This is a genomic window from Pseudomonas sp. GW821-FHT02B10 (genome assembly GCF_059421865.1).
In genome coordinates this window covers 180,159-198,141 of sequence record NZ_JBWKVU010000007.1, presented here as the reverse complement: position 1 = coordinate 198,141, position 17,983 = coordinate 180,159, and the positions used below count along the sequence as shown (strand labels likewise).

Below are 17,983 nucleotides of genomic sequence, written 5' to 3'. Positions count from 1 at the left end.
CCTTGCTCCTACGGCAACACCGTTTGTAGGAGCGAGGCTTGCCCGCGATGGATTTCCGGCTGACGCGGATCCTCAGATCAGCGGTTCCTCAGCCTTCTTGTTCTTCCAGCCATCGTTGCCCGGCAGGATCAGGTTCAGCGCAATCGCGACGACGGCGCACAGGGCGATCCCTTTCAGGCCGAAGTCGTCCGGACCGGTACCGGTACCGATCAACACCCCGCCAATCCCGAACACCAGGGTCACCGAGACGATCACCAGATTGCGGGCTTCGCCCAGGTCGATCTTGTGACGGATCAGGGTGTTCATGCCCACCGCCGCGATCGAGCCGAACAACAGGCAGAGAATCCCGCCCATCACTGGTACCGGAATGCTTTGCAGCAATGCGCCGAACTTGCCGATAAACGCCAGGCTGATGGCGAAGACCGCCGCCCAGGTCATGATTTTCGGGTTGTAGTTCTTGGTCAGCATGACCGCGCCAGTCACTTCGGCGTAGGTGGTATTGGGCGGACCGCCGAACAGGCCGGCGGCGGTGGTGGCGATGCCGTCACCGAACAGGGTGCGATGCAGGCCGGGCTTCTTCAGGTAATCGCGACCGGTCACGCTGCCGACCGCGATCACCCCACCGATGTGCTCGATGGCGGGTGCCAGGGCCACGGGGACGATGAACAGGATCGCCTGCCAGTTGAACTCCGGCGCGGTGAAGTGCGGCAGGGCCAGCCAGGGCGCCGCGGCGATCTTCGCGGTATCGACCACGCCGAAGTAGAATGACAGGGCAAAGCCCACCAGTACCCCGGAGATGATCGGCACCAGGCGGAAGATGCCTTTGCCGAACACCGCGACGATCAGGGTGGTCAGCAGCGCCGGCATCGAGATCATCATCGCCGTCTGGTAATGAATCAGCTCGCTGCCGTCGCCGGCCTTGCCCATCGCCATGTTGGCGGCGATCGGTGCCATGGCCAGGCCGATGGAAATGATCACCGGGCCGATCACTACCGGCGGCAGCAGCCGGTCGATGAAACCGGTGCCCTTGATCTTCACCGCCAGGCCCAGGAAGGTATAAACGAAACCGGCCGCCATCACCCCGCCCATGGTCGCGGCCAGGCCGAACTGGCCCTTGGCGAGAATGATCGGGGTGATGAAGGCAAAGCTGGAGGCCAGGAATACCGGTACCTGGCGCCCGGTCACGAGCTGGAACAACAGAGTCCCGAGACCCGCCGTGAACAGCGCCACGTTGGGGTCGAGACCGGTAATCAGCGGCATCAACACCAACGCGCCAAAGGCCACGAAGAGCATCTGCGCGCCAGACAGCACCTGGCGCCAGAGCGGATCGTTGAACTCATCCCGCATGCTCAGGCGTCCTTCTGCTTGGTGCCGAAGATCTTGTCGCCGGCATCGCCCAGGCCCGGGATGATGTAGCCGTGCTCGTTGAGTTTCTGATCGATGGATGCGGTGTAGATGGTCACGTCCGGGTGCGCTTTCTCGACGGCTTCGATGCCCTCGGGGGCGGCGACCAGCACCATGGCGCGGATGTCCTTGCAGCCAGCCTTTTTCAACAGGTCGATGGTCGCGACCATGGAGCTGCCGGTGGCGAGCATCGGGTCGATGATCATGGCCAGGCGTTCGTCGATTTCCGGAACCAGTTTTTCCAGGTAGGTGTGCGCCTGCAGGGTTTCCTCGTTGCGGGCCACGCCCACGGCGCTGACCTTGGCGCCCGGGATCAGGCTGAGCACGCCTTCGAGCATGCCGATACCGGCACGCAGGATCGGCACCACGGTAATCTTCTTGCCGGCGATCTTCTCGACCTGGACGGGGCCGCACCAGCCCGGAATCTCATAGGATTCGAGCGGCAGGTCTTTGGTGGCTTCGTACGTCAGCAGGGCACCGACTTCCTGAGCGAGCTCGCGGAAGTTCTTCGTGCTAATGTCGGCGCGGCGCATAAGGCCAAGTTTGTGTCGGATCAGCGGATGGCGGATCTCACGGATGGGCATAGGGAAAGGCTCCGGCGGCGGGCAAAAAAACCGGCCTAGATTAATCTATCCGAGGGTGTTGTCCTATAGACATCTAAGTACGTTAGTCCAGAAACGCTTGATCTGACCGGGCCGGATGCGTACCTTTGCTCGCTTTTCCGAAACTGCCACCCCCCTGGAGAGCGCCATGTCCGCTGATCTCGAGCATATCCGTCAAATCATGCGCGAGGCTGACTGCCTGTACACCGAAGCTGAGGTCGAGGCGGCCATCGCCCGAGTCGGTGCACAAATCAATGAACAACTGGCGGAGCGCAATCCGGTGGTTTTCTGCGTGATGAACGGTGGCCTGATCTTCTCCGGCAAGCTGCTGACCCACCTGAAATTCCCCCTGGAAGCTTCCTACCTGCACGCTACCCGCTATCGCAACGAAACCAGCGGCGGCGAGCTGTTCTGGAAGTCCAAGCCGGAAGTGTCCTTCATCGACCGTGACGTGCTGATCATCGACGACATCCTCGACGAGGGGCATACCCTGGGCGCGATCATCGACTTCTGCAAACACGCCGGTGCCCGCGCGGTGCACACCGCCGTGCTGATCGACAAGGACCACGACCGCAAGGCCCGTCCCGACCTGAAGGCCGATTACGTCGGCCTGCCCTGCGTGGACCGCTACATCTTCGGTTACGGCATGGACTACAAGGGTTACTGGCGCAACGCTGCCGGCATCTTTGCCGTCAAGGGCATGTAAGCCATGAGAGGGCCGAGCTATCTGGATCAGTCGCTGTTTGCCGAACTGGCCGAAAAAGCCTCGGCCAGCCCCCGTGGTCGCCATCACCACAATTTCCATCAGATGCAAGAGCCTTGTCACCGCATGGCGGTGGGGTTGCAGCCATCTACCTATATCCCGCCCCATCGCCACCTGAGTGACGACAAGGCCGAGACCCTGCTGGTACTCAAGGGACGCCTGGGCCTGCTGATTTTCGACGACGCCGGTCAGGTGCTGGAAAAACGTGTGCTGCAGGCGGTTGGCGATTGCATGGGTGTCGACCTGCCGGTCGGCGTCTACCACGGCCTGGTGGTGCTTGAGCCCGATAGCCTGATGTTCGAATGCAAGGCCGGGCCTTATCGCCCGGTCGGCGAAGGTGAACTGGCCGCTTGGGCGCCCCGCGAGGGGGAGTCGGGTGTGGCCGAATACCAGGCCTGGATGCGCGCCCAGTTCGACTGAGCGCCATCCTCGCGCTTGAGCTGTAGCCGCCGCCTGCAAACATCTGCACTGACCCATGCTAGAGTGCCAGGCCTTGTGTCCGGAGCCTGTCATGAGCCTTTTGATTCGCAGTTGCGCGGCCTTTGTTCTGATCCTGAGCCTGCCCCTGGCCGCCGCCCCGGCGCCCATGCATGCGCAGTTCCTGCCCCCCGATGACCTGACCCTGCGTGACGCCGCCCCCGAGCAGCAACAGTTGTTGCAGGTCACCGAATACTCGGTGGTCATCGGCAGCCAGCGCCAATCCAACCAGCAACCGATCCCGGTCACTTCGCCGCTGCTGGTCCGGCTCAAGGGCAAGCCGCTGAACAAGGGCGCGACCATCAGCCAGGTGCTGGTGAATTTCGACGGCGAGAGCAAAAGCCTGAAAAAGCCCCAGTTCGACGCCAAGAGCAAGACCCTCACCCTGTTCTATCCATTGGCCCAGTATCGGGTGGTGATGGACCTGTTGCGCAACGACACGGTGTATTGCCAGTTCCTCAGCTACGCCAACGGCCACATCTGGGCCGATCTGCACACCGGCGCCGTACGCTCGCGTTGAGGCCCGACGCGGCCTGGGGGTAAACTGCCTGCCCCGTGAAATGTCTGCGAGCTGGAGTCGGCAATGCGTAAAGATAAGAAACAAGTGATTGGTGACGAGATCGGCGATGCGCAGATCAAACTGTTCCTCGATTTCGAGCCGGCCGACGCCACTTCGCCATCCCTGCACAAGCTGATCAAGGCCTATCGTGGCCTGCGTATCGACGATTTCGAGCGTTTCCTGGTGTTTTTCGTCGAGGCCGGCTACGACCTGGACGGCAAGGACGAACACGGCAAGGACTTCGTGGCCCTGATCCAGGACCAGCGCAATGCCGCCGACTACATCGACCTGATCGAAAAAGCCCGCGGCTGAAAACTCACCGCCCCGGCTGTGGCTGTGTTTAAGCGGCGATAAAAAAACGCCCCGTTCTCCAAGAGAGCGGGGCGTTTTTTATGAGCGCGGCTTAAGCGTAGCTTTCGGCTTCGCTGCTTTGTTCGACCAGCTCCAGGCTGACGTTGTTCTCGCTGTTGATCTTGCGGTACAGCGCGGCGTCGGTTTCCAGGGCCTTTTCACGGGCTGGGAAGATTTCCTTGAGCTTGCTGGCCCACTCGCCGCTGGCCTTGGCCGGGAAGCAGCGCTCGATCAGTTCCAGCATGATCGAGACGGTCACCGAAGCGCCTGGCGAAGCGCCAAGCAGGGCGGCGAGGGAGCCGTCCTTGGCTGCGACCAGCTCGGTACCAAACTGCAGCACGCCGCCTTTCTTCGGATCCTTCTTGATGATCTGCACCCGCTGGCCGGCCACTTCCAGGCGCCAGTCTTCGGCCTTGGCCTCCGGGTAGAAGCGACGCAGGGATTCCAGGCGCTGCTCCATGGACTGCATCACTTCGCTGACCAGGTACTTGGTCAGGTCCATGTTGTTCTTGGCCACGGCCAGCATCGGGCCGATATTGCCGGCGCGAACCGACATCGGCAGGTCCATGAACGAGCCGTGCTTGAGGAACTTGGTGGTGAAGCCGGCGTAAGGACCGAACAGCAGGGACTTCTTGCCATCGACCACGCGGGTGTCCAGGTGCGGCACGGACATCGGTGGCGAACCGACCGCGGCCTGGCTGTAGACCTTGGCCTGGTGATGCTTGACCACTTCCGGGTTATCGCAACGCAGCCACTGGCCGCTGATCGGGAAGCCGCCGAAGCCTTTGCTTTCCTCGATGCCCGAGGCTTGCAGCAGCGGCAGTGCCGCGCCACCAGCACCGAGGAACACGAACTTGGCGTCGACTTCACGGGTGTTGCCGCTGTTGACGTCCTTGATGCTGACAGTCCAGCCGTTGTCCTTGTTGCGTTTCAGGCTGGTCACGCGCTTGCAGTACTTGACCTGGGCATCGGGTGCACTGGTCAGGTGCTTGAGCAACTGGTTGGTCAGGGCGCCGAAGTTGACGTCGGTGCCGTTGATCACACGGGTGGCGGCGAGGACTTCGTCAGCCGCGCGTCCCGGCATCATCAGCGGCATCCACTCGGCCATCTTGGCCTTGTCTTCGGTGTATTCCATGTCCGCGAAAGCGTGGTGCTTGCTCAGCACTTCAAAGCGCTTCTTCAGGAAGGACACGCCGCTGTCGCCCTGGACAAAGCTCAGGTGCGGCACCGGGCTGATGAAGGACTTGGACGAGCCGAAGGTGCCTTTCTTGGTCAGGTAGGACCAGAACTGCTTCGACACCTCGAACTGGGTGTTGATGTGCACGGCTTTCTTGATATCGACGGAACCGTCGGCGGCCTGTGGCGTGTAGTTCAGCTCACAGAGGCCGGCGTGGCCGGTACCGGCGTTGTTCCACGGGTTGGAACTTTCCGCGGCACCCGAATCCATCAGCTCGACGACTTCCAGCTTGATCGCGGGGTCGAGCTCCTTGAGCAGTACAGCGAGGGTGGCACTCATGATGCCGGCCCCAACCAATACGACGTCTACTGCTTCGTTATGCGCCATTAACGCGTCTCCAAAATCTGCAGCACCAAATTGACGGCATAGCTGCCAGGAGTAAGGGGCGGTTCACGTTATGCCCCGGGTCACTCATGGCCAGGATCGCCATGTCCGAATCTTCGCAATTTTTCGCAACTTCGACGGACGCTACCAACCGGGCCTGATCCGCGTATGAACGCATTTCAGGGCAGGGCGGGCAATTCGACTTATGGTCAAGAGTCCGTTTGTGCAACCAAATCCGTAGCGGACAGGCTTCAAGCGCAAGTATCTGAGGCGTGCTCGGTCCTGTGTAATCGGGCTGTTGTAGACGCTAATGGTGCCAGTACAGACGCAAAACTATTCATTTGCTCGCCACACTCTTGTGAAGTTGTGAAAACCCGTTTTTTCACGCTCTTTTGAAGACGTGAACCTCAAAAAAGGGCTGTCCAAGCCTGGCACCGGCCCGAGGGGTGAATGCCGACATGGAGCACGTGGCATTAACGGGCGAACAGCTTAGTGGCCGAGCAATGGCAGCTCTGCAGATGCGCGAAAAGCGGTGGTTTGCAAGATGAACAGCAAGCACGCCGGCTTCACTCGATCTGTGTGGGCGGCTCTCTGTGGGCAATGCGGGGGAGCTGAAGCTGATGCATCAGCGATGCTGCGAGGCCCGATCAGGAGACGTCCTTATAATCGGGGGGAGATTGTAACGAAGAAACGCGCGGAAATGATCCTGTTTAATGACTTTTATTAGTCTTTTGGTCAGGTAGCCATCATCGGTTGTACCCGGGCGCGGGCGATGCGTGGGCTGACGCGGGCGCTGGCGGGTAGCGGTTGGTGCAACCAGTTGAGACGGATTTCCTCGATTTCGACCCAGCCGTCGCCCATTGGCGGCACTTTGCAGTGCTTGAAAGCCTGGCAGCGGCCCTGGGGGTCGAGCTTGGCGAAGCTGCGGTATTTCTGGCGCGGAGCGAACAAGGACCAGAGGAAATGCATGGCGATGTACCTGTTGGGCAGTTGCGATGAAGAATGCCGCCTGGGCGTTACATGGCCATGTAACGTCCGTGACGGGGAGGTTACAGCAAGCGCCTTGTACCGAACCTGTATGAGAGCTGACTGACTCGCGCCGGGCCGCTGGTTAGCGGCCGCTGACCCCCGCTATACTGCGCGTCTGTCTGTGCCTGATTCCTGGAGAAATGAGCATGTTGCAACGCCTGTTGTTCGGTTTGATCACTGTGACCAGTTTGACGCTGGCTGGTTGCGCCCATAGCCCGCAACAACTCAGCCCGGAACCGAAGCTCACCACTCAGCTCGCGCCGGTCGGCCATGGCCAGCCGGTGGTCGTGAAAGTGGTCGATGGCCGTCCGTCGCCAACCCTGGGTACCCGCGGCGGGCTGTACCCTGAAACCAGCGCGATTACCGTCCAGGGTGCGCAGATCCTGCCGAAGCTGCAGGCCCAGGCCGAGGCCGCGGTACGCCTGCTGGGCTTCACCCCGACCGCCAACGCGCTGAACGCTCCGCAACTGACCGTGACCCTGGCCGAGCTGAAGTATCAGTCGCCCAAGGAAGGCCTGTACGTGACCGAGGCCACCATCGGCGCGACCTTCCGTTCCGATGTGCAGAACGCCAACCGCCGCTACAGCGGTCGCTACGGTGCGTCCCTGGACCAGCGTTTCGGCATGGCGCCGAACCAGGAAACCAATACCAAGCTGGTCAGCGACGTACTCAGCGACGCCTTGACCCGTCTGTTCAAGGACCCGAGCATCGGCCAGATTCTCGGCGAATAATGTGAGCCTTGTGTAGCCGCTGCCGCAGGCTGCGATAAGGCCCGAAGGGCCTTGCTTGACGTCTTGAGCTCCCTACACAAAAAAGCCCGGTTTCCATTGGAAACCGGGCTTTTTTATTTCCTGTTGATTCCCGTCAGGCCAGAAGTCACGCCGCCTCGACGTAAAAATCCAGCACGCTGACGCCTGTCAGCAGGTCGGTTTCCGGCAGGTCGGCATGCTGGTGCCCGCCGAGGGCGCAATACACCAGCCAGTGACGGTCCTGGACGTTGAAGGCCAGGGCGCCGACCAAGGCTTCCTGTTCGTCGCTGGGGGCGATCAGGTAGAGGCGGTCCTGGTTTTCTGCGTGCAGCATGACAAGCTCCGTGTCGGTTTCGAGGGGCGCCAGACTGGCCTGTTTGTATGACGAACGTATGACAGGGCGAATTAACCGGCAGGCGGCTTGTTATCTGTCGGAAAGCCCAGGCAGAAAGTGGGCCTTTGGGTAAAATCCGCGCCGCGAGCCGCCAGGGCTCGTTATCCGGTTTCATTCGAGGTTCGTGATGTCGCTGCAACTGATCTGGTCGCTGTTCAGCGCCCACCCCGCCAAGCTGATCAATATTCTTGCCTTGCTGTTCGCCTTTCCCGGTAGCTGGTTGTTGCACGCCACCCGACGTCGCGAGCAGCGCGCGCTGGCCAATCTGGCCGCCCAGGGCCAATCCCGCCCTCAGAATCTGCCGGGGCAGGCATTGGACGATGCGACCTTGCGCATGAACCGGTTCTTCTACCGTTTCGGTTTTGCCTGCCTGGGGCTGGCGTTACTGGTGTCCTGGATCAGCACCCGATTCTGAAAGCCGAGGCCGCTCTCGCGAGCAAGCTGGCGATCGGCATCGTTTCCCGGCACACATTGCACAAACGACAACGGCGCCTTCTGGCGCCGTTGTCGTGTGCGGTGAGCGTTATGGCAATGCCAGTCCCGCCTTGACCCGATACTGATTGCGCACCGGTGTCGCATATTGCAGCACCAGGTACGGGCGATGTTCCTCCGGGCAGGCGTCCAGGCGCCGTTGCCACTCTTCTTGGGCCTTGGCCAGTTCGTCCGCCGGGAACACCTGGGCCGCGCTCGGTACCTGCAGCGCCGGGTCGGCATCGCTCCACTGGGCGTAGGCCAGGTAATGCACCGGGAACAGGCGATAACCGCCGAGGATCTGCCGGTCCATCTCCACCGCCAATTGCTTGGTGTCCTCGAACAGCTCGCTGATCGGCGCGGCGAAGTTCACGTGGACCCGGCCCTTATAGCCGGTGATGCCCTTGGCGATGCTGATGTCGTCCTCGCCCGGGGCCTTGGTGTAGCTGCCGGTGGTGGCGCGGATATACAGCTCGCGGGCCTTGGCCTGATCGCAAGGGTCGTATTCGTAGCTGATCGACACCGGGGTCAGGTTCAGCGACTGGATGACCTCGCCGAACGGCTCGTCCTTGCGGCTCATGTGGAACATCTTGAGGATCGCCGATTCGGTACGGTCGTCGCCGTCCTTGGCCCGGCCTTCGGCCTGGGCGATCCAGATCGACGCGCAATCGTTGCGGATCGAGTGGTTGATGTAGGCCGACAGCAGCTGGTAGGCGGCCATCTTTTCCCGGCGTCCGGTGATAGAACGGTGCACGATGAAGCTCTTGTTCAGGCGCATCAGGTCGCTGACGAAGGGCTTCTGCAGCAGGTTGTCGCCGATGGCGATGCGCGGGGTCGGCAGCCCGGCGTGGTACACCGCGTAATTGACGAAGGCCGGGTCCATCACGATGTCGCGGTGGTTGGCGATAAACAGGTAGGCGCTGCCGGACTTGAATTGCTCGACCCCGGTGTAGGTCACGCCGTCGGTGGCCCGCTCGATGGTGCGGTCGACGTAGAACTCGACCTTGTCCTGCAGGGTCGCCACCGACGTGACCGCGGCGAACTCACGGCGCAGCCGATGAGCTATAAGGGGTTTGAGCAGCCAGCCGAAAGCACCGGCAAAGCGCGGGAAGCTGAAGTGGGTGAGGATATCTAGAAACGCCTTGTCGCCGAGCAGTCGAGCCAGCACCGCTGGTACTTCAGTGTCGTCGTAAGGTCGGATGGCATCGAATTCGCCCATCATGCTCTCTTGTTGGAAACGGCTAGGTAAGAAAAGGTTTGGATCGAAAAATAGCCGGGCGCGGTCTGAAAAGTAAGCTCAGATCTCAATAGCCCTGCAAATAGACCGGCGATTATACGCACAAGTCACTCCGGAGGCCGCGATGCTGGAAACCGAGCGCTATCAATGTCCCTACTGTGGTGAAGAGGCCGAGGCTGTACTGGACCTGTCCGGGGGCGATCAGCAGTACATCGAGGATTGTCCGGTCTGTTGTCGGCCCATTGTGTTCACCCTGCAGACCGACGGGCAGGAATGGATGCTCGACGTGCGCAGCGAAAACGAGTGACGGGGGGCTTTATGCAGCGAATCTACGAACCGGAAAACCTGCTGGAGGCGGAATTGCTCCAGGGCATGCTGGCCAGCGAGGGGGTCGAGGCGCATCTGGTGGGGCGGGATTTGCTTGGTGGTACCGGGGAGTTGCCCATGTTCGGCCTCCTTGGGCTGGCGGTGGATAACGACCAGGCGCAATACGCTCGGGAGCTGATCGCCGCGTACAATGCCGCGCTGCCGATGCCCGGCGACGAGCCGGCCAATCATGCCGGTGTGCTGATCTGTTAGGCTGGCCGCCGATTTTCCGAGAGTTGTTTGCCCCATGTGTGGACGTTATGCCCTGTTTCGCTGGAACCAAGCGTTTGCCGCCTTGCCCGGATTTCCGGCGGACCAGCAGGCGCAGTGGAACATTTCACCCAACGATTCGGTGCTGATCCTGCGCAGTAGCGACGGCCAGCGCAACCTTGCCCGCGCCCGCTGGGGCCTGACGCCGCCCTGGCTGACCGATCTGTCGCGCACCCCGGCCCATGCCCGCGCCGAAACCCTGGCCGAACAGCCGATGTTTCGCGAAGCCTTTCGCCAGCGCCGCTGCCTGCTGCCGGCCAACGGTTTTTACGAATGGCGCGGCGGCACCCGCAAACGTCCGTACTGGCTGACGCCGGGGGAGGGTTCGTCGCTGTTCTTCGCAGCGATCTGGGAAGCCTATCCGGTGCAGGAACAGGTCTGGCTGAGCACCGCGGTGGTCACCCAGCCGGCGGCCAGCCAGCGTCGGCCATTGATTCTCGATGCCCAGGGCCAGGAAGCCTGGCTCGACCCCGATACACCGTTGCCGGTGCTGCAAGCCTTGCTGGCCAGCCCACCGGCCGCCTTGCGCGAGCGGGTGCTGGCCAACCTGGTGAACGATCCGAAGCTCAACGCCCCGGAATGCCTGACCCCGGGTTGACGCCGTCCCTGAGTCGCGTGGCCTGATTCGGCGAGCGCTTCGCACGGAGTGCCGCCCAACTCGATTGCAGCCTGCGGCAGCGGCTACAGAGCCCGTGTCGGGCTGTTGAATCGCGCCGCAATCCCTGTAGTCGCTGCCGAAGGTTGCGCAAGGTCCGCAGGGCCTTTTTTACACCTTGAACTGATTGATCAGGCGCCGCTGCTGCTCGGCCAGCTTGGTCAGGCCGGCGCTGGCTGCGCTGGACTCGTCGGCGCCGCCCGCCACTTCGTTGGCCACCTGGCCGATATTGATCACGTTGCGGTTGATGTCCTCGGCGACGGCGCTTTGCTCTTCGGCGGCGCTGGCGATCTGGGTGTTCATGTCGTTGATCACCGACACCGCCTGAGTGATGGTTTCCAGGGCCTCGGCTGCTTTTGCCGCGTGCTGCACGCTTTCGTCGGTGCGGTTCTGGCTGTCCTCCATGACCCGTACCACATCGCGGGTGCCTTGCTGCAGTTGCTGGATCATCGACTGGATTTCTTCGGTCGCCTGCTGGGTCTTCTGCGCCAGGTTGCGTACTTCGTCGGCCACCACGGCAAAGCCGCGGCCCTGTTCGCCGGCGCGGGCGGCTTCGATGGCGGCGTTGAGGGCCAGCAGGTTGGTCTGTTCGGCGATGCCGCGAATGGCGATCAGGATTGCGTTGATGTTCTCGCTGTCCTTGGCCAGGGTCTGCACGACGCCCACCGCCCGGCCGATTTCCACGGCCAGGGCGCCGATGGCGGTCGAGGTGTCGCGCACGATCCGCATGCCCTGGCTGGCGGCCTGGTCGGCATGGTTGGCGGCTTGCGCGGCCTGGGTCGCGTTGCGGGCCACGTCCTGGGCGGTGGCGGTCATTTCATGCACGGCGGTGGCTACCTGGTCGATCTCGGCCATCTGCTTGTGCACGCCCTGGTTGGTGCGAATGGCGATATCGGCGGTGTGTTCGGAGGAGTCGCTGACACTCTGCACCGAGGTCACCACCTGGCTGATCATTGCCTGCAGCTTGGCCAGGAAGGTGTTGAAGCCCTTGGCGATCGAGCCCAGTTCGTCGGCGCGGTCGCTGCTCAGGCGGCGGGTCAGGTCGCCTTCGCCCTGGGCGATATCGTCGAGCATGGCCACCATTTGCTTGAGCGGACGGGCGATGCCGTGGCCCACCAGCCAGATCACCAGCAGGCCGAGGCCGGCGATGATCAGGCCGACCATGGCCATGCCGAAGGTGTCGGCCTTGCGTTGTTCGGCCAGGTCGCTCTGCAGTTTTTGCAGGTCGGCCATGACAGCGTCCAGCGGCAGTTGCAGCATCAGGGTCCAGCGGGCGTCGGCCTGGCCGATACCGAACGGCAGGTACAGCTCGATCCGCCCGTGGGCCTGATCGACGTTGTAGTTCACTTCGCCGCGCTTGAGGTTGCCCAGCTTGGCGACTTCCTCGCTGTCGAGAATGTCGCTGACCTTTTCGCCGAACTTGCTCGGGTCCTTGGTATAGGCCACCAGCCGGCCATTGCCACCGATCAGGGCCATTTCGCCCACGCCGTTATAGAGTTTCCGGTTGGCGCCCAGGAGCATGTCCTGGATGAAGTTCACCGACAGGTCGGCGCCGACGATGCCCTGGAAGGCCCCGTCGAGCAGGATGGGCTCAATAAAGGAGGCGAGCATGACGATCTTGTCGCCGACCTTGTACGGCGCCGGGTCGATCACGCAGGATTTCTTGCTTTCCTTGGAGCACAGGTAGTACTCGCTGGCACGCACGCCAGTGGACAGGACTTTCTGGTCGTCCACGTCCACCAGTTTGTCCAGGCCCAGGCTGCCGTCTTCGTTGCGGAACCACCACGGCAGGAAGCGTCCGTTGCTGGCATCGATACCCACCACCTTGGTGTCGACATAGGCGCTGTCGTTATGGTCGATGGCGTTCTTTTCCCAGCCTATATAGGCACCGAGAATCTTCGGGTTCTGCGCGACGTTTTCCTTGATCAGGTTGATCAGTTGCTCGCGGCTGAGATTGAGCTGTGGATTGCCGTCCGCGCCCTTGCTGCCGATCAGCGCGTTGATCCGCACCAGCCCGCCGGCGATCAGCAGGGGCGCCTCGAGTTCGCGCTGGATCTGGCTGACCTGGGTCTGCGCCAGGCCGACCAGTCGCTGCTCGATGACTTGCTCGAATTGGGCCTGGGTTTGCTGCTGGACCATCTCCTGGGTCCGGGCGCCGGCGAACAGGGCGTACAGCACCAGGGCAACGACCACGCTGAGGACGATGGCACCGGCCAGGGCGGCCACGGAAAACTGGATCGACTTGAATTTCATAAGGGCTCCGGACGCAGGAATGACGTCTGCCCCGTTGTATCGGCAAGGCCCTCGCCGACCATGAGCGAGGATTGGAAAAATGGCTGTTTTGTAGGCTGGCATGTCGCAAATGGACAGCTGCCGGCCGTTGCCAGCGAGGAGGGGAAGGTTCTGTGAATTTTTTCCTACGGTGCCGTATCTGAAAACAGCGTGCTACACGTCCGTTGTATCTGGCGTCGATACACAACTGGGCCTAGGATACGCGCCATGTTTTCAGGGAGCGTTTTCATGAGTAAGAAGCAGGTTTTGGGTGCACTCACCGCTGCGTTGCTGCTGTCGGGTTGCCAGTCGGTCAACACCACCAGCGGTGGCGCTGTTGGGGTCGATCGCAAGCAGTACATGTTCAGCATGCTGTCGACCGATGAGGTCAACCAGTCCTACGCGCAGTCCTATCAACAGACGATCGGCGAGGCGAGCAGCAAGAACGTGCTGGACAAGTCCAGTGCCAATGCCAGGCGCCTCCAGGCGATCGCTAACCGGCTGATTGCCCAGGCCCCGGTGTTCCGCCCGGATTCCGCGCAGTGGAATTGGGAAGTCAACCTGATCAAGAACGATGAGCTCAACGCCAACTGCGGTCCTGGCGGCAAGATCATTTTCTACACTGGGATCATCGACAAGTTGCAGCTGACCGACGATGAAATCGCCGCGGTCATGGGGCATGAAATCGCTCACGCCTTGCGCGAGCACGGTCGTGAAGCGATGTCCAAGGCCTACGGTGTCAGCGCACTGAAGCAGATTGCGCTGATCGCCGGCGCGCCGCAGGAAGCGGTCGCCGTGGGCGACAACGGGGTCAACCTGCTGATGACCCTGCCCAACAGTCGCGGCAATGAAAACGAAGCCGACCTGATCGGCCTGGAACTGGCGGCCCGCGCCGGCTACAACCCGAACGCGGCCATCACCCTGTGGAACAAGATGAGCAAGGCCTCGGAAGGCGCGCCACCTGAATTCCTCAGTACTCACCCGGCGTCCGGCAGTCGTATTTCCTCGTTGGAAGCGGCGATTCCGAAGGTGATGCCGTTGTACCAGCAAGCCAAGAGGCCCTGATCGTCTGGCGTGTTGTTGACGACAGGGTCGTGAACAAGCCGGCCCCCTGCAAAAGAAAGCCCCGACTGGTTCGGGGCTTTTTTGTGCTCGCAGGTTTGCCCGGAGGCGTGCCTGCTGATGGTGTGCTTACAACCAGCCGCTGCTCTGCATGGCCTTGTACACCGCGACAATGGCCAGGATGAAGAACGCCGAGGCCGCGAGGCGACGGATCAGGGTCAGGGGCAGTTTCTCCGCCGCGAAGTTGCCGGCCAGTACCACCGGGACGTTGGCGATCAGCATGCCGGCGGTGGTGCCGATGATCACCAGCCACAGTTCCGGGTATTGCGCTGCGAGCATGACGGTGGCGATCTGGGTCTTGTCGCCGATTTCAGCGAGGAAGAACGCGATCAGCGTGGTCAGGAAGGGGCCGAACTTGCGGGCAGTGCTGGCTTCGTCGTCGTCCATCTTGTCCGGCACCAGGGTCCAGAGTGCGGTCGCGGTAAAGCTCGCGGCGAGGATCCAGTGCAAGGTCGCGTCCGAGAAGAAGCTGCCGAACCAGGCGCCTACCGCACCGGCTGCCGCATGGTTGGCCAGGGTCGCGGCGACGATGCCGGCGATGATCGGCCAGGGTTTGCGAAAGCGCGCGGCGAGAATGAGGGCAAGCAGTTGCGTCTTGTCGCCGATTTCGGCCAAGGCAACGATCGCGGTGGGAACCAGTAGAGAGTCCAGCATCAGGGCATTCCTAAGGGGCGGGTCGACACGGCTATGACACGTACAGCCTTCCCGCCCCGGGTAAGGTGTGCGTGTCATAGGTCTTGTCAAACCCTGCGGTCCGTCTGTGCGGACTCTTGGGTCGCATGCGCCATGATCTGAGGATCAAGTATGTTGACGCATGCCGGGCGAGCGTGGCGCTCGCGGGAGACTACTCCCCTAGGACGGAGCGGATTCTGCCTAGGCAAAATCCATTCGGCAAGCGTTCTTTTGCAAAAAGGTTTTCAGCCGCGCTTGGCGCTGTAGATGCGAAAACCCTGGCCTTCGGCCTTGATCGAACAAGGGCCGAGATGCTCTTCGATCAGCGGTTGATAACGCAGGAAGCTGTTGGCCACCAGCCGAAGTTCGCCACCGGTTTTCAGATGTTTGGCTGCTTTTCGCAGCAGGTTCTCCGTTGCCTGGTAGTCCGTGTGGACCCCGACATGGAACGGCGGATTGGTCAGGATGGTGTTCAAACCCATGGGCGCGGCATCGATGCCGTCACCGGTCAGGACCTCGGCTTCCAGGCCATTGGCGGCCAGGGTCAGGCGACTGCTGGCAGCGGCGAAGGCATCGACATCCAGCAGGGTCACATTGTTATGGGGGTAGCGACGTTTGATCGCCGCGCCCAGAACCCCGGCGCCGCAACCGAAATCCAGCAGGTGGCCGCTGGGCAGTTTGTCCAGGTGTTCCAGCAACAGGGCGCTGCCGCGATCCAGGCGACCATGGCTGAACACCCCCGGCAGGCTGATCACTTTCAGCGGCCCTTCGGCCAACGGCAGTTCATATTCCTGGGCCAGGCTTTCCAGGCTGACGGCTTGTGGCGCGTTGTCTACCGTCACTTGCCACAGCTGGCAGTGCCGCGCGCTGTCGAGCTTGCGCGGTTTGCCGAAGGGGTTGAGCTGCTTGGCCGCGCGTTCGATGCCGCTGCGTTTTTCCCCGACCAGATACAGGTCGCGCCCGGCCAGGCGCGAGGCGAGGGCGTTGAGCAGGTAGTCGGTCAGTTCCTTGGACTTGGGCAGGAACAGCACGGCGTTGGCAAAGGCTTGCTCGGGGGCCGTCACGCCGAAGTGGCTGCGCCCGGCGAAACGCGCATCCAGGGCGGCCTGATCGCCAGCATGCCAGCACCAGCCATGGGCGCCCGGCAGGCGGCCGAGCAGGTCATCGGCGGGCAGGCCGGCCAGCAGCAGCGAGCCTTGAAACAAGTCAGCCTGACGAAGCAGTACTTCACTGCGCGGATCCATAATCTGCTCCTGGGAAAAAAGTGGCGCAGTTTATCAACTGACGACCCGCAGCGCTGTACCGCTGAAAAACGCCTGGGCGTTTTCCGCCAGCTGGCCGACGATGCGCTGCCGGGCTTCGCGGCTGCCCCAGGCGTTGTGTGGGGTCACGATCAGCCGCGGGATGTCATGGGCCAGCAGCGGGTTGCCAGCGGTCGGTGGCTCGACGCTCAACACGTCGGTGGCCGCGCCGCCCAGGTGACCGCGGCGCAGGGCGTCGGCCAGGGCCTGCTCGTCGATCAGGCCGCCACGGGCGGTGTTGACCACAAAGGCCTGGGGCTTGAGCAGGGCCAGCTCCCGGGCGCCGATAAAGTGCCGGGTATGTTCGTTGAGCGGGCAGTGCAAGGTCAGCGCATCGACTTGTGGCAGCAATTCGTCCAGCGGCAGGCGGTCGGCGCGGGCCGGGCGGCCGGGAATCTGCCCCAGCAGCACGCGCATGCCAAAGGCTTCGGCCAGGCGGGCGACGGCGCCACCCAGTTCGCCATGGCCCAGCAGGCCCAGGGTCTTGCCTTGCAGTTCGACGATCGGGAAGTCCAGCAGGCAGAACTGCCGGGCCTGCTGCCAGCGACCGTCGCTGACCGCCTGGCGGTAATCGCCGAGGCGAGTGGCGAGGTTAAGCAGCAGCATGAGGGTATGCTGGGCCACCGATGGCGTGCCGTAGCCCTGGCAGTTGGCGACGGTGATGCCCTGGGCGCGGGCGGCGGCCAGATCGACATTGTTGGTGCCGGTGGCCGCCACCAGGATCAGTTTCAGCTCGGGGCAGGCGGCCAGGGTTTCGGCATTGAGCGGTACTTTGTTGCTGATCGCCACCTGGGCTCCCTGCAGGCGCTCGACCACCTGTTCGGGGCTGGTCCGGTCATGCAGTTGCAGTTCGTCGAAGCTGTGGCGCAGCGCGCTGAGGTCGAGGTCGCCGAGGTCCAGGGAGCTGTGGTCGAGGAAGACGGCGCGGCGATTGTTAGTCATCAACTGTACCTTTTGCACGAGGGTCTGAAGGCGTAATCTGCCGAGCCTAACAGATGAAATAATTAGATACACAGGAGTGTCCATGTACCTCGCCGAGTTCTTGACCGTCGCCCTTATTCACCTGCTTGCAGTGGCCAGCCCGGGCCCGGATTTCGCCGTCGTGGTGCGCGAAAGCGTGACCCACGGTCGCCGTGCCGGCACCTGGACCGCCTTGGGCGTCGGCACCGCGATCTTCCTGCACGTGGGGTATTCGCTGCTGGGTATCGGCCTGATCGTGTCGCAGTCGATCGTGCTGTTCAACGCGCTGAAATGGGCCGCCGCCGCTTACCTGCTGTACATCGGCTACAAGGCCCTGCGGGCGCAGCCGGCCAAGCCCGCTACCGAGAATCTGCACCTGGAAGCTGGCGAGCGCACCGCGCGCGGTGCCTTCACTTCCTGCTTCGTGACCAACGGCCTGAACCCGAAAGCGACGCTGTTTTTCCTGTCGCTGTTCACCGTGGTCATCAATCCGCACACGCCCCTGGCCATCCAGGCCGGTTATGGCGTGTACCTGGCGGTGGCGACGGCTACCTGGTTCTGCCTGGTGGCGCTGCTGTTCAGCCAGCAGAAAGTCCGCGCCGGTTTTGCCCGCATGGGCCACTGGTTCGACCGCACCATGGGCGCGGTGCTGATCGCCATCGGGGTGAAGCTGGCCTTTACCGAGATGCATTGAGCCGGTCTTTCTCGTTCAGGTTTGTCGGATATTTCTGATCCTTAATTGGGATTAATCGTACAATCGTCCGCTTTT

Annotated in this window: 21 protein-coding genes, 1 pseudogene and 1 riboswitch; of the genes and pseudogenes, 11 read left to right on the top strand and 11 right to left on the bottom strand. The window is 62.3% G+C overall.

Translation table 11 applies throughout. The annotated features are described in order from the left end of the window. Window positions 1-72: 72 nt before the first annotated feature. Together AC07VU_RS17325 and upp are read right to left on the bottom strand one after the other, a co-directional pair. Window positions 73-1,347, bottom strand: coding sequence for a uracil-xanthine permease family protein (locus tag AC07VU_RS17325; RefSeq protein ID WP_053262590.1), 1,275 nt, complete (start codon window positions 1,345-1,347; stop codon window positions 73-75). Window positions 1,348-1,349: 2 nt separating this feature from the next. Further along, window positions 1,350-1,988, bottom strand: coding sequence for a uracil phosphoribosyltransferase (gene upp, locus AC07VU_RS17320; RefSeq protein ID WP_007928379.1), 639 nt, complete (start codon window positions 1,986-1,988; stop codon window positions 1,350-1,352). 166 nt (window positions 1,989-2,154) lie between these two features. On the opposite strand from upp, the gene AC07VU_RS17315 reads away from it, so the two are divergent. The 4 genes from AC07VU_RS17315 to AC07VU_RS17300 all read left to right on the top strand — a co-directional run bounded on the left by AC07VU_RS17315 (window position 2,155) and on the right by AC07VU_RS17300 (window position 4,117). After that, window positions 2,155-2,712 carry a hypoxanthine-guanine phosphoribosyltransferase gene (locus AC07VU_RS17315; protein ID WP_007928381.1) on the top strand — a complete coding sequence of 186 codons (558 nt, stop codon included), beginning with the start codon at window positions 2,155-2,157 and terminating at the stop codon, window positions 2,710-2,712. 3 nt (window positions 2,713-2,715) lie between these two features. Further along, the gene (locus AC07VU_RS17310) at window positions 2,716-3,189 is read left to right on the top strand and encodes a WbuC family cupin fold metalloprotein (protein WP_274304592.1); all 474 of its coding nucleotides are present in this window, start codon (window positions 2,716-2,718) and stop codon (window positions 3,187-3,189) included. 91 nt (window positions 3,190-3,280) lie between these two features. Next, on the top strand, window positions 3,281-3,766 hold the full coding sequence (locus AC07VU_RS17305; RefSeq protein WP_007928383.1) for a hypothetical protein: 486 nt from the start codon (window positions 3,281-3,283) through the stop codon (window positions 3,764-3,766). A gap of 63 nt (window positions 3,767-3,829) precedes the next feature. Beyond that, entirely contained in the window at window positions 3,830-4,117 is a 288-nt protein-coding gene (locus AC07VU_RS17300; protein WP_457274871.1) for a PA4642 family protein, read from the top strand. 91 nt (window positions 4,118-4,208) lie between these two features. On the opposite strand, the gene mqo is transcribed toward AC07VU_RS17300, so the two are convergent. Next, window positions 4,209-5,720 carry a malate dehydrogenase (quinone) gene (gene mqo / locus AC07VU_RS17295; protein WP_274304590.1) on the bottom strand — a complete coding sequence of 504 codons (1,512 nt, stop codon included), beginning with the start codon at window positions 5,718-5,720 and terminating at the stop codon, window positions 4,209-4,211. A gap of 732 nt (window positions 5,721-6,452) precedes the next feature. Then, complete coding sequence (locus AC07VU_RS17290) at window positions 6,453-6,686, bottom strand: hypothetical protein (protein ID WP_025806225.1); 234 nt, start codon at window positions 6,684-6,686, stop codon at window positions 6,453-6,455. 206 nt (window positions 6,687-6,892) lie between these two features. Here AC07VU_RS17290 and AC07VU_RS17285 point away from each other — a divergent pair, with 206 nt between their 5' ends. Continuing rightward, on the top strand, window positions 6,893-7,477 hold the full coding sequence (locus tag AC07VU_RS17285) for a YajG family lipoprotein (protein WP_009045547.1): 585 nt from the start codon (window positions 6,893-6,895) through the stop codon (window positions 7,475-7,477). Between the two features lie 145 nt (window positions 7,478-7,622). On the opposite strand, the gene AC07VU_RS17280 is transcribed toward AC07VU_RS17285, so the two are convergent. After that, a complete protein-coding gene (locus tag AC07VU_RS17280) occupies window positions 7,623-7,829 on the bottom strand; it encodes a hypothetical protein (protein WP_007928392.1) in 207 nt (68 codons plus the stop codon). Between the two features lie 187 nt (window positions 7,830-8,016). On the opposite strand from AC07VU_RS17280, the gene AC07VU_RS17275 reads away from it, so the two are divergent. Further along, entirely contained in the window at window positions 8,017-8,304 is a 288-nt protein-coding gene (locus tag AC07VU_RS17275) for a hypothetical protein (RefSeq protein ID WP_274304589.1), read from the top strand. 108 nt (window positions 8,305-8,412) lie between these two features. On the opposite strand, the gene AC07VU_RS17270 is transcribed toward AC07VU_RS17275, so the two are convergent. After that, window positions 8,413-9,579 carry a 1-acyl-sn-glycerol-3-phosphate acyltransferase gene (locus AC07VU_RS17270; protein ID WP_007928394.1) on the bottom strand — a complete coding sequence of 389 codons (1,167 nt, stop codon included), beginning with the start codon at window positions 9,577-9,579 and terminating at the stop codon, window positions 8,413-8,415. A gap of 142 nt (window positions 9,580-9,721) precedes the next feature. On the opposite strand from AC07VU_RS17270, the gene AC07VU_RS17265 reads away from it, so the two are divergent. The 3 genes from AC07VU_RS17265 to AC07VU_RS17255 are packed head-to-tail and all read left to right on the top strand — an operon-like array spanning window position 9,722 to window position 10,831. Beyond that, a complete protein-coding gene (locus AC07VU_RS17265; protein ID WP_007928395.1) occupies window positions 9,722-9,904 on the top strand; it encodes a CPXCG motif-containing cysteine-rich protein in 183 nt (60 codons plus the stop codon). A gap of 11 nt (window positions 9,905-9,915) precedes the next feature. Beyond that, a complete protein-coding gene (locus tag AC07VU_RS17260) occupies window positions 9,916-10,176 on the top strand; it encodes a putative signal transducing protein (protein WP_007928396.1) in 261 nt (86 codons plus the stop codon). A 34-nt stretch (window positions 10,177-10,210) separates the two neighbouring features. Beyond that, on the top strand, window positions 10,211-10,831 hold the full coding sequence (locus AC07VU_RS17255; RefSeq protein WP_009045543.1) for an SOS response-associated peptidase: 621 nt from the start codon (window positions 10,211-10,213) through the stop codon (window positions 10,829-10,831). A 168-nt stretch (window positions 10,832-10,999) separates the two neighbouring features. Here AC07VU_RS17255 and AC07VU_RS17250 read toward each other — a convergent pair whose 3' ends face one another. Then, window positions 11,000-11,743 (bottom strand): methyl-accepting chemotaxis protein, encoded by a 744-nt coding sequence (locus AC07VU_RS17250; RefSeq protein WP_370686835.1) that lies wholly within the window; start codon window positions 11,741-11,743, stop codon window positions 11,000-11,002. A gap of 111 nt (window positions 11,744-11,854) precedes the next feature. After that, a pseudogene (locus AC07VU_RS17245) lies at window positions 11,855-12,052 on the bottom strand (HAMP domain-containing protein); the annotation flags it as partial. Between the two features lie 1,356 nt (window positions 12,053-13,408). Here AC07VU_RS17245 and AC07VU_RS17240 point away from each other — a divergent pair. Continuing rightward, window positions 13,409-14,224 carry a M48 family metallopeptidase gene (locus AC07VU_RS17240; RefSeq protein ID WP_007928401.1) on the top strand — a complete coding sequence of 272 codons (816 nt, stop codon included), beginning with the start codon at window positions 13,409-13,411 and terminating at the stop codon, window positions 14,222-14,224. 126 nt (window positions 14,225-14,350) lie between these two features. On the opposite strand, the gene AC07VU_RS17235 is transcribed toward AC07VU_RS17240, so the two are convergent. The 3 genes from AC07VU_RS17235 to AC07VU_RS17225 all read right to left on the bottom strand — a co-directional run bounded on the left by AC07VU_RS17235 (window position 14,351) and on the right by AC07VU_RS17225 (window position 17,196). Then, a complete protein-coding gene (locus AC07VU_RS17235; RefSeq protein ID WP_009045541.1) occupies window positions 14,351-14,935 on the bottom strand; it encodes a TMEM165/GDT1 family protein in 585 nt (194 codons plus the stop codon). A gap of 88 nt (window positions 14,936-15,023) precedes the next feature. Further along, a riboswitch (yybP-ykoY riboswitch) is annotated at window positions 15,024-15,147 on the bottom strand. 51 nt (window positions 15,148-15,198) lie between these two features. Next, window positions 15,199-16,197, bottom strand: a complete 999-nt coding sequence (locus AC07VU_RS17230) for a methyltransferase (protein ID WP_274304586.1) — start codon at window positions 16,195-16,197, stop codon at window positions 15,199-15,201. A gap of 33 nt (window positions 16,198-16,230) precedes the next feature. Beyond that, on the bottom strand, window positions 16,231-17,196 hold the full coding sequence (locus tag AC07VU_RS17225) for a 2-hydroxyacid dehydrogenase (protein ID WP_150052828.1): 966 nt from the start codon (window positions 17,194-17,196) through the stop codon (window positions 16,231-16,233). A gap of 82 nt (window positions 17,197-17,278) precedes the next feature. Here AC07VU_RS17225 and AC07VU_RS17220 point away from each other — a divergent pair, with 82 nt between their 5' ends. Then, a complete protein-coding gene (locus tag AC07VU_RS17220; protein ID WP_495030181.1) occupies window positions 17,279-17,908 on the top strand; it encodes a LysE family translocator in 630 nt (209 codons plus the stop codon). The last annotated feature ends 75 nt before the right edge of the window (window positions 17,909-17,983 follow it).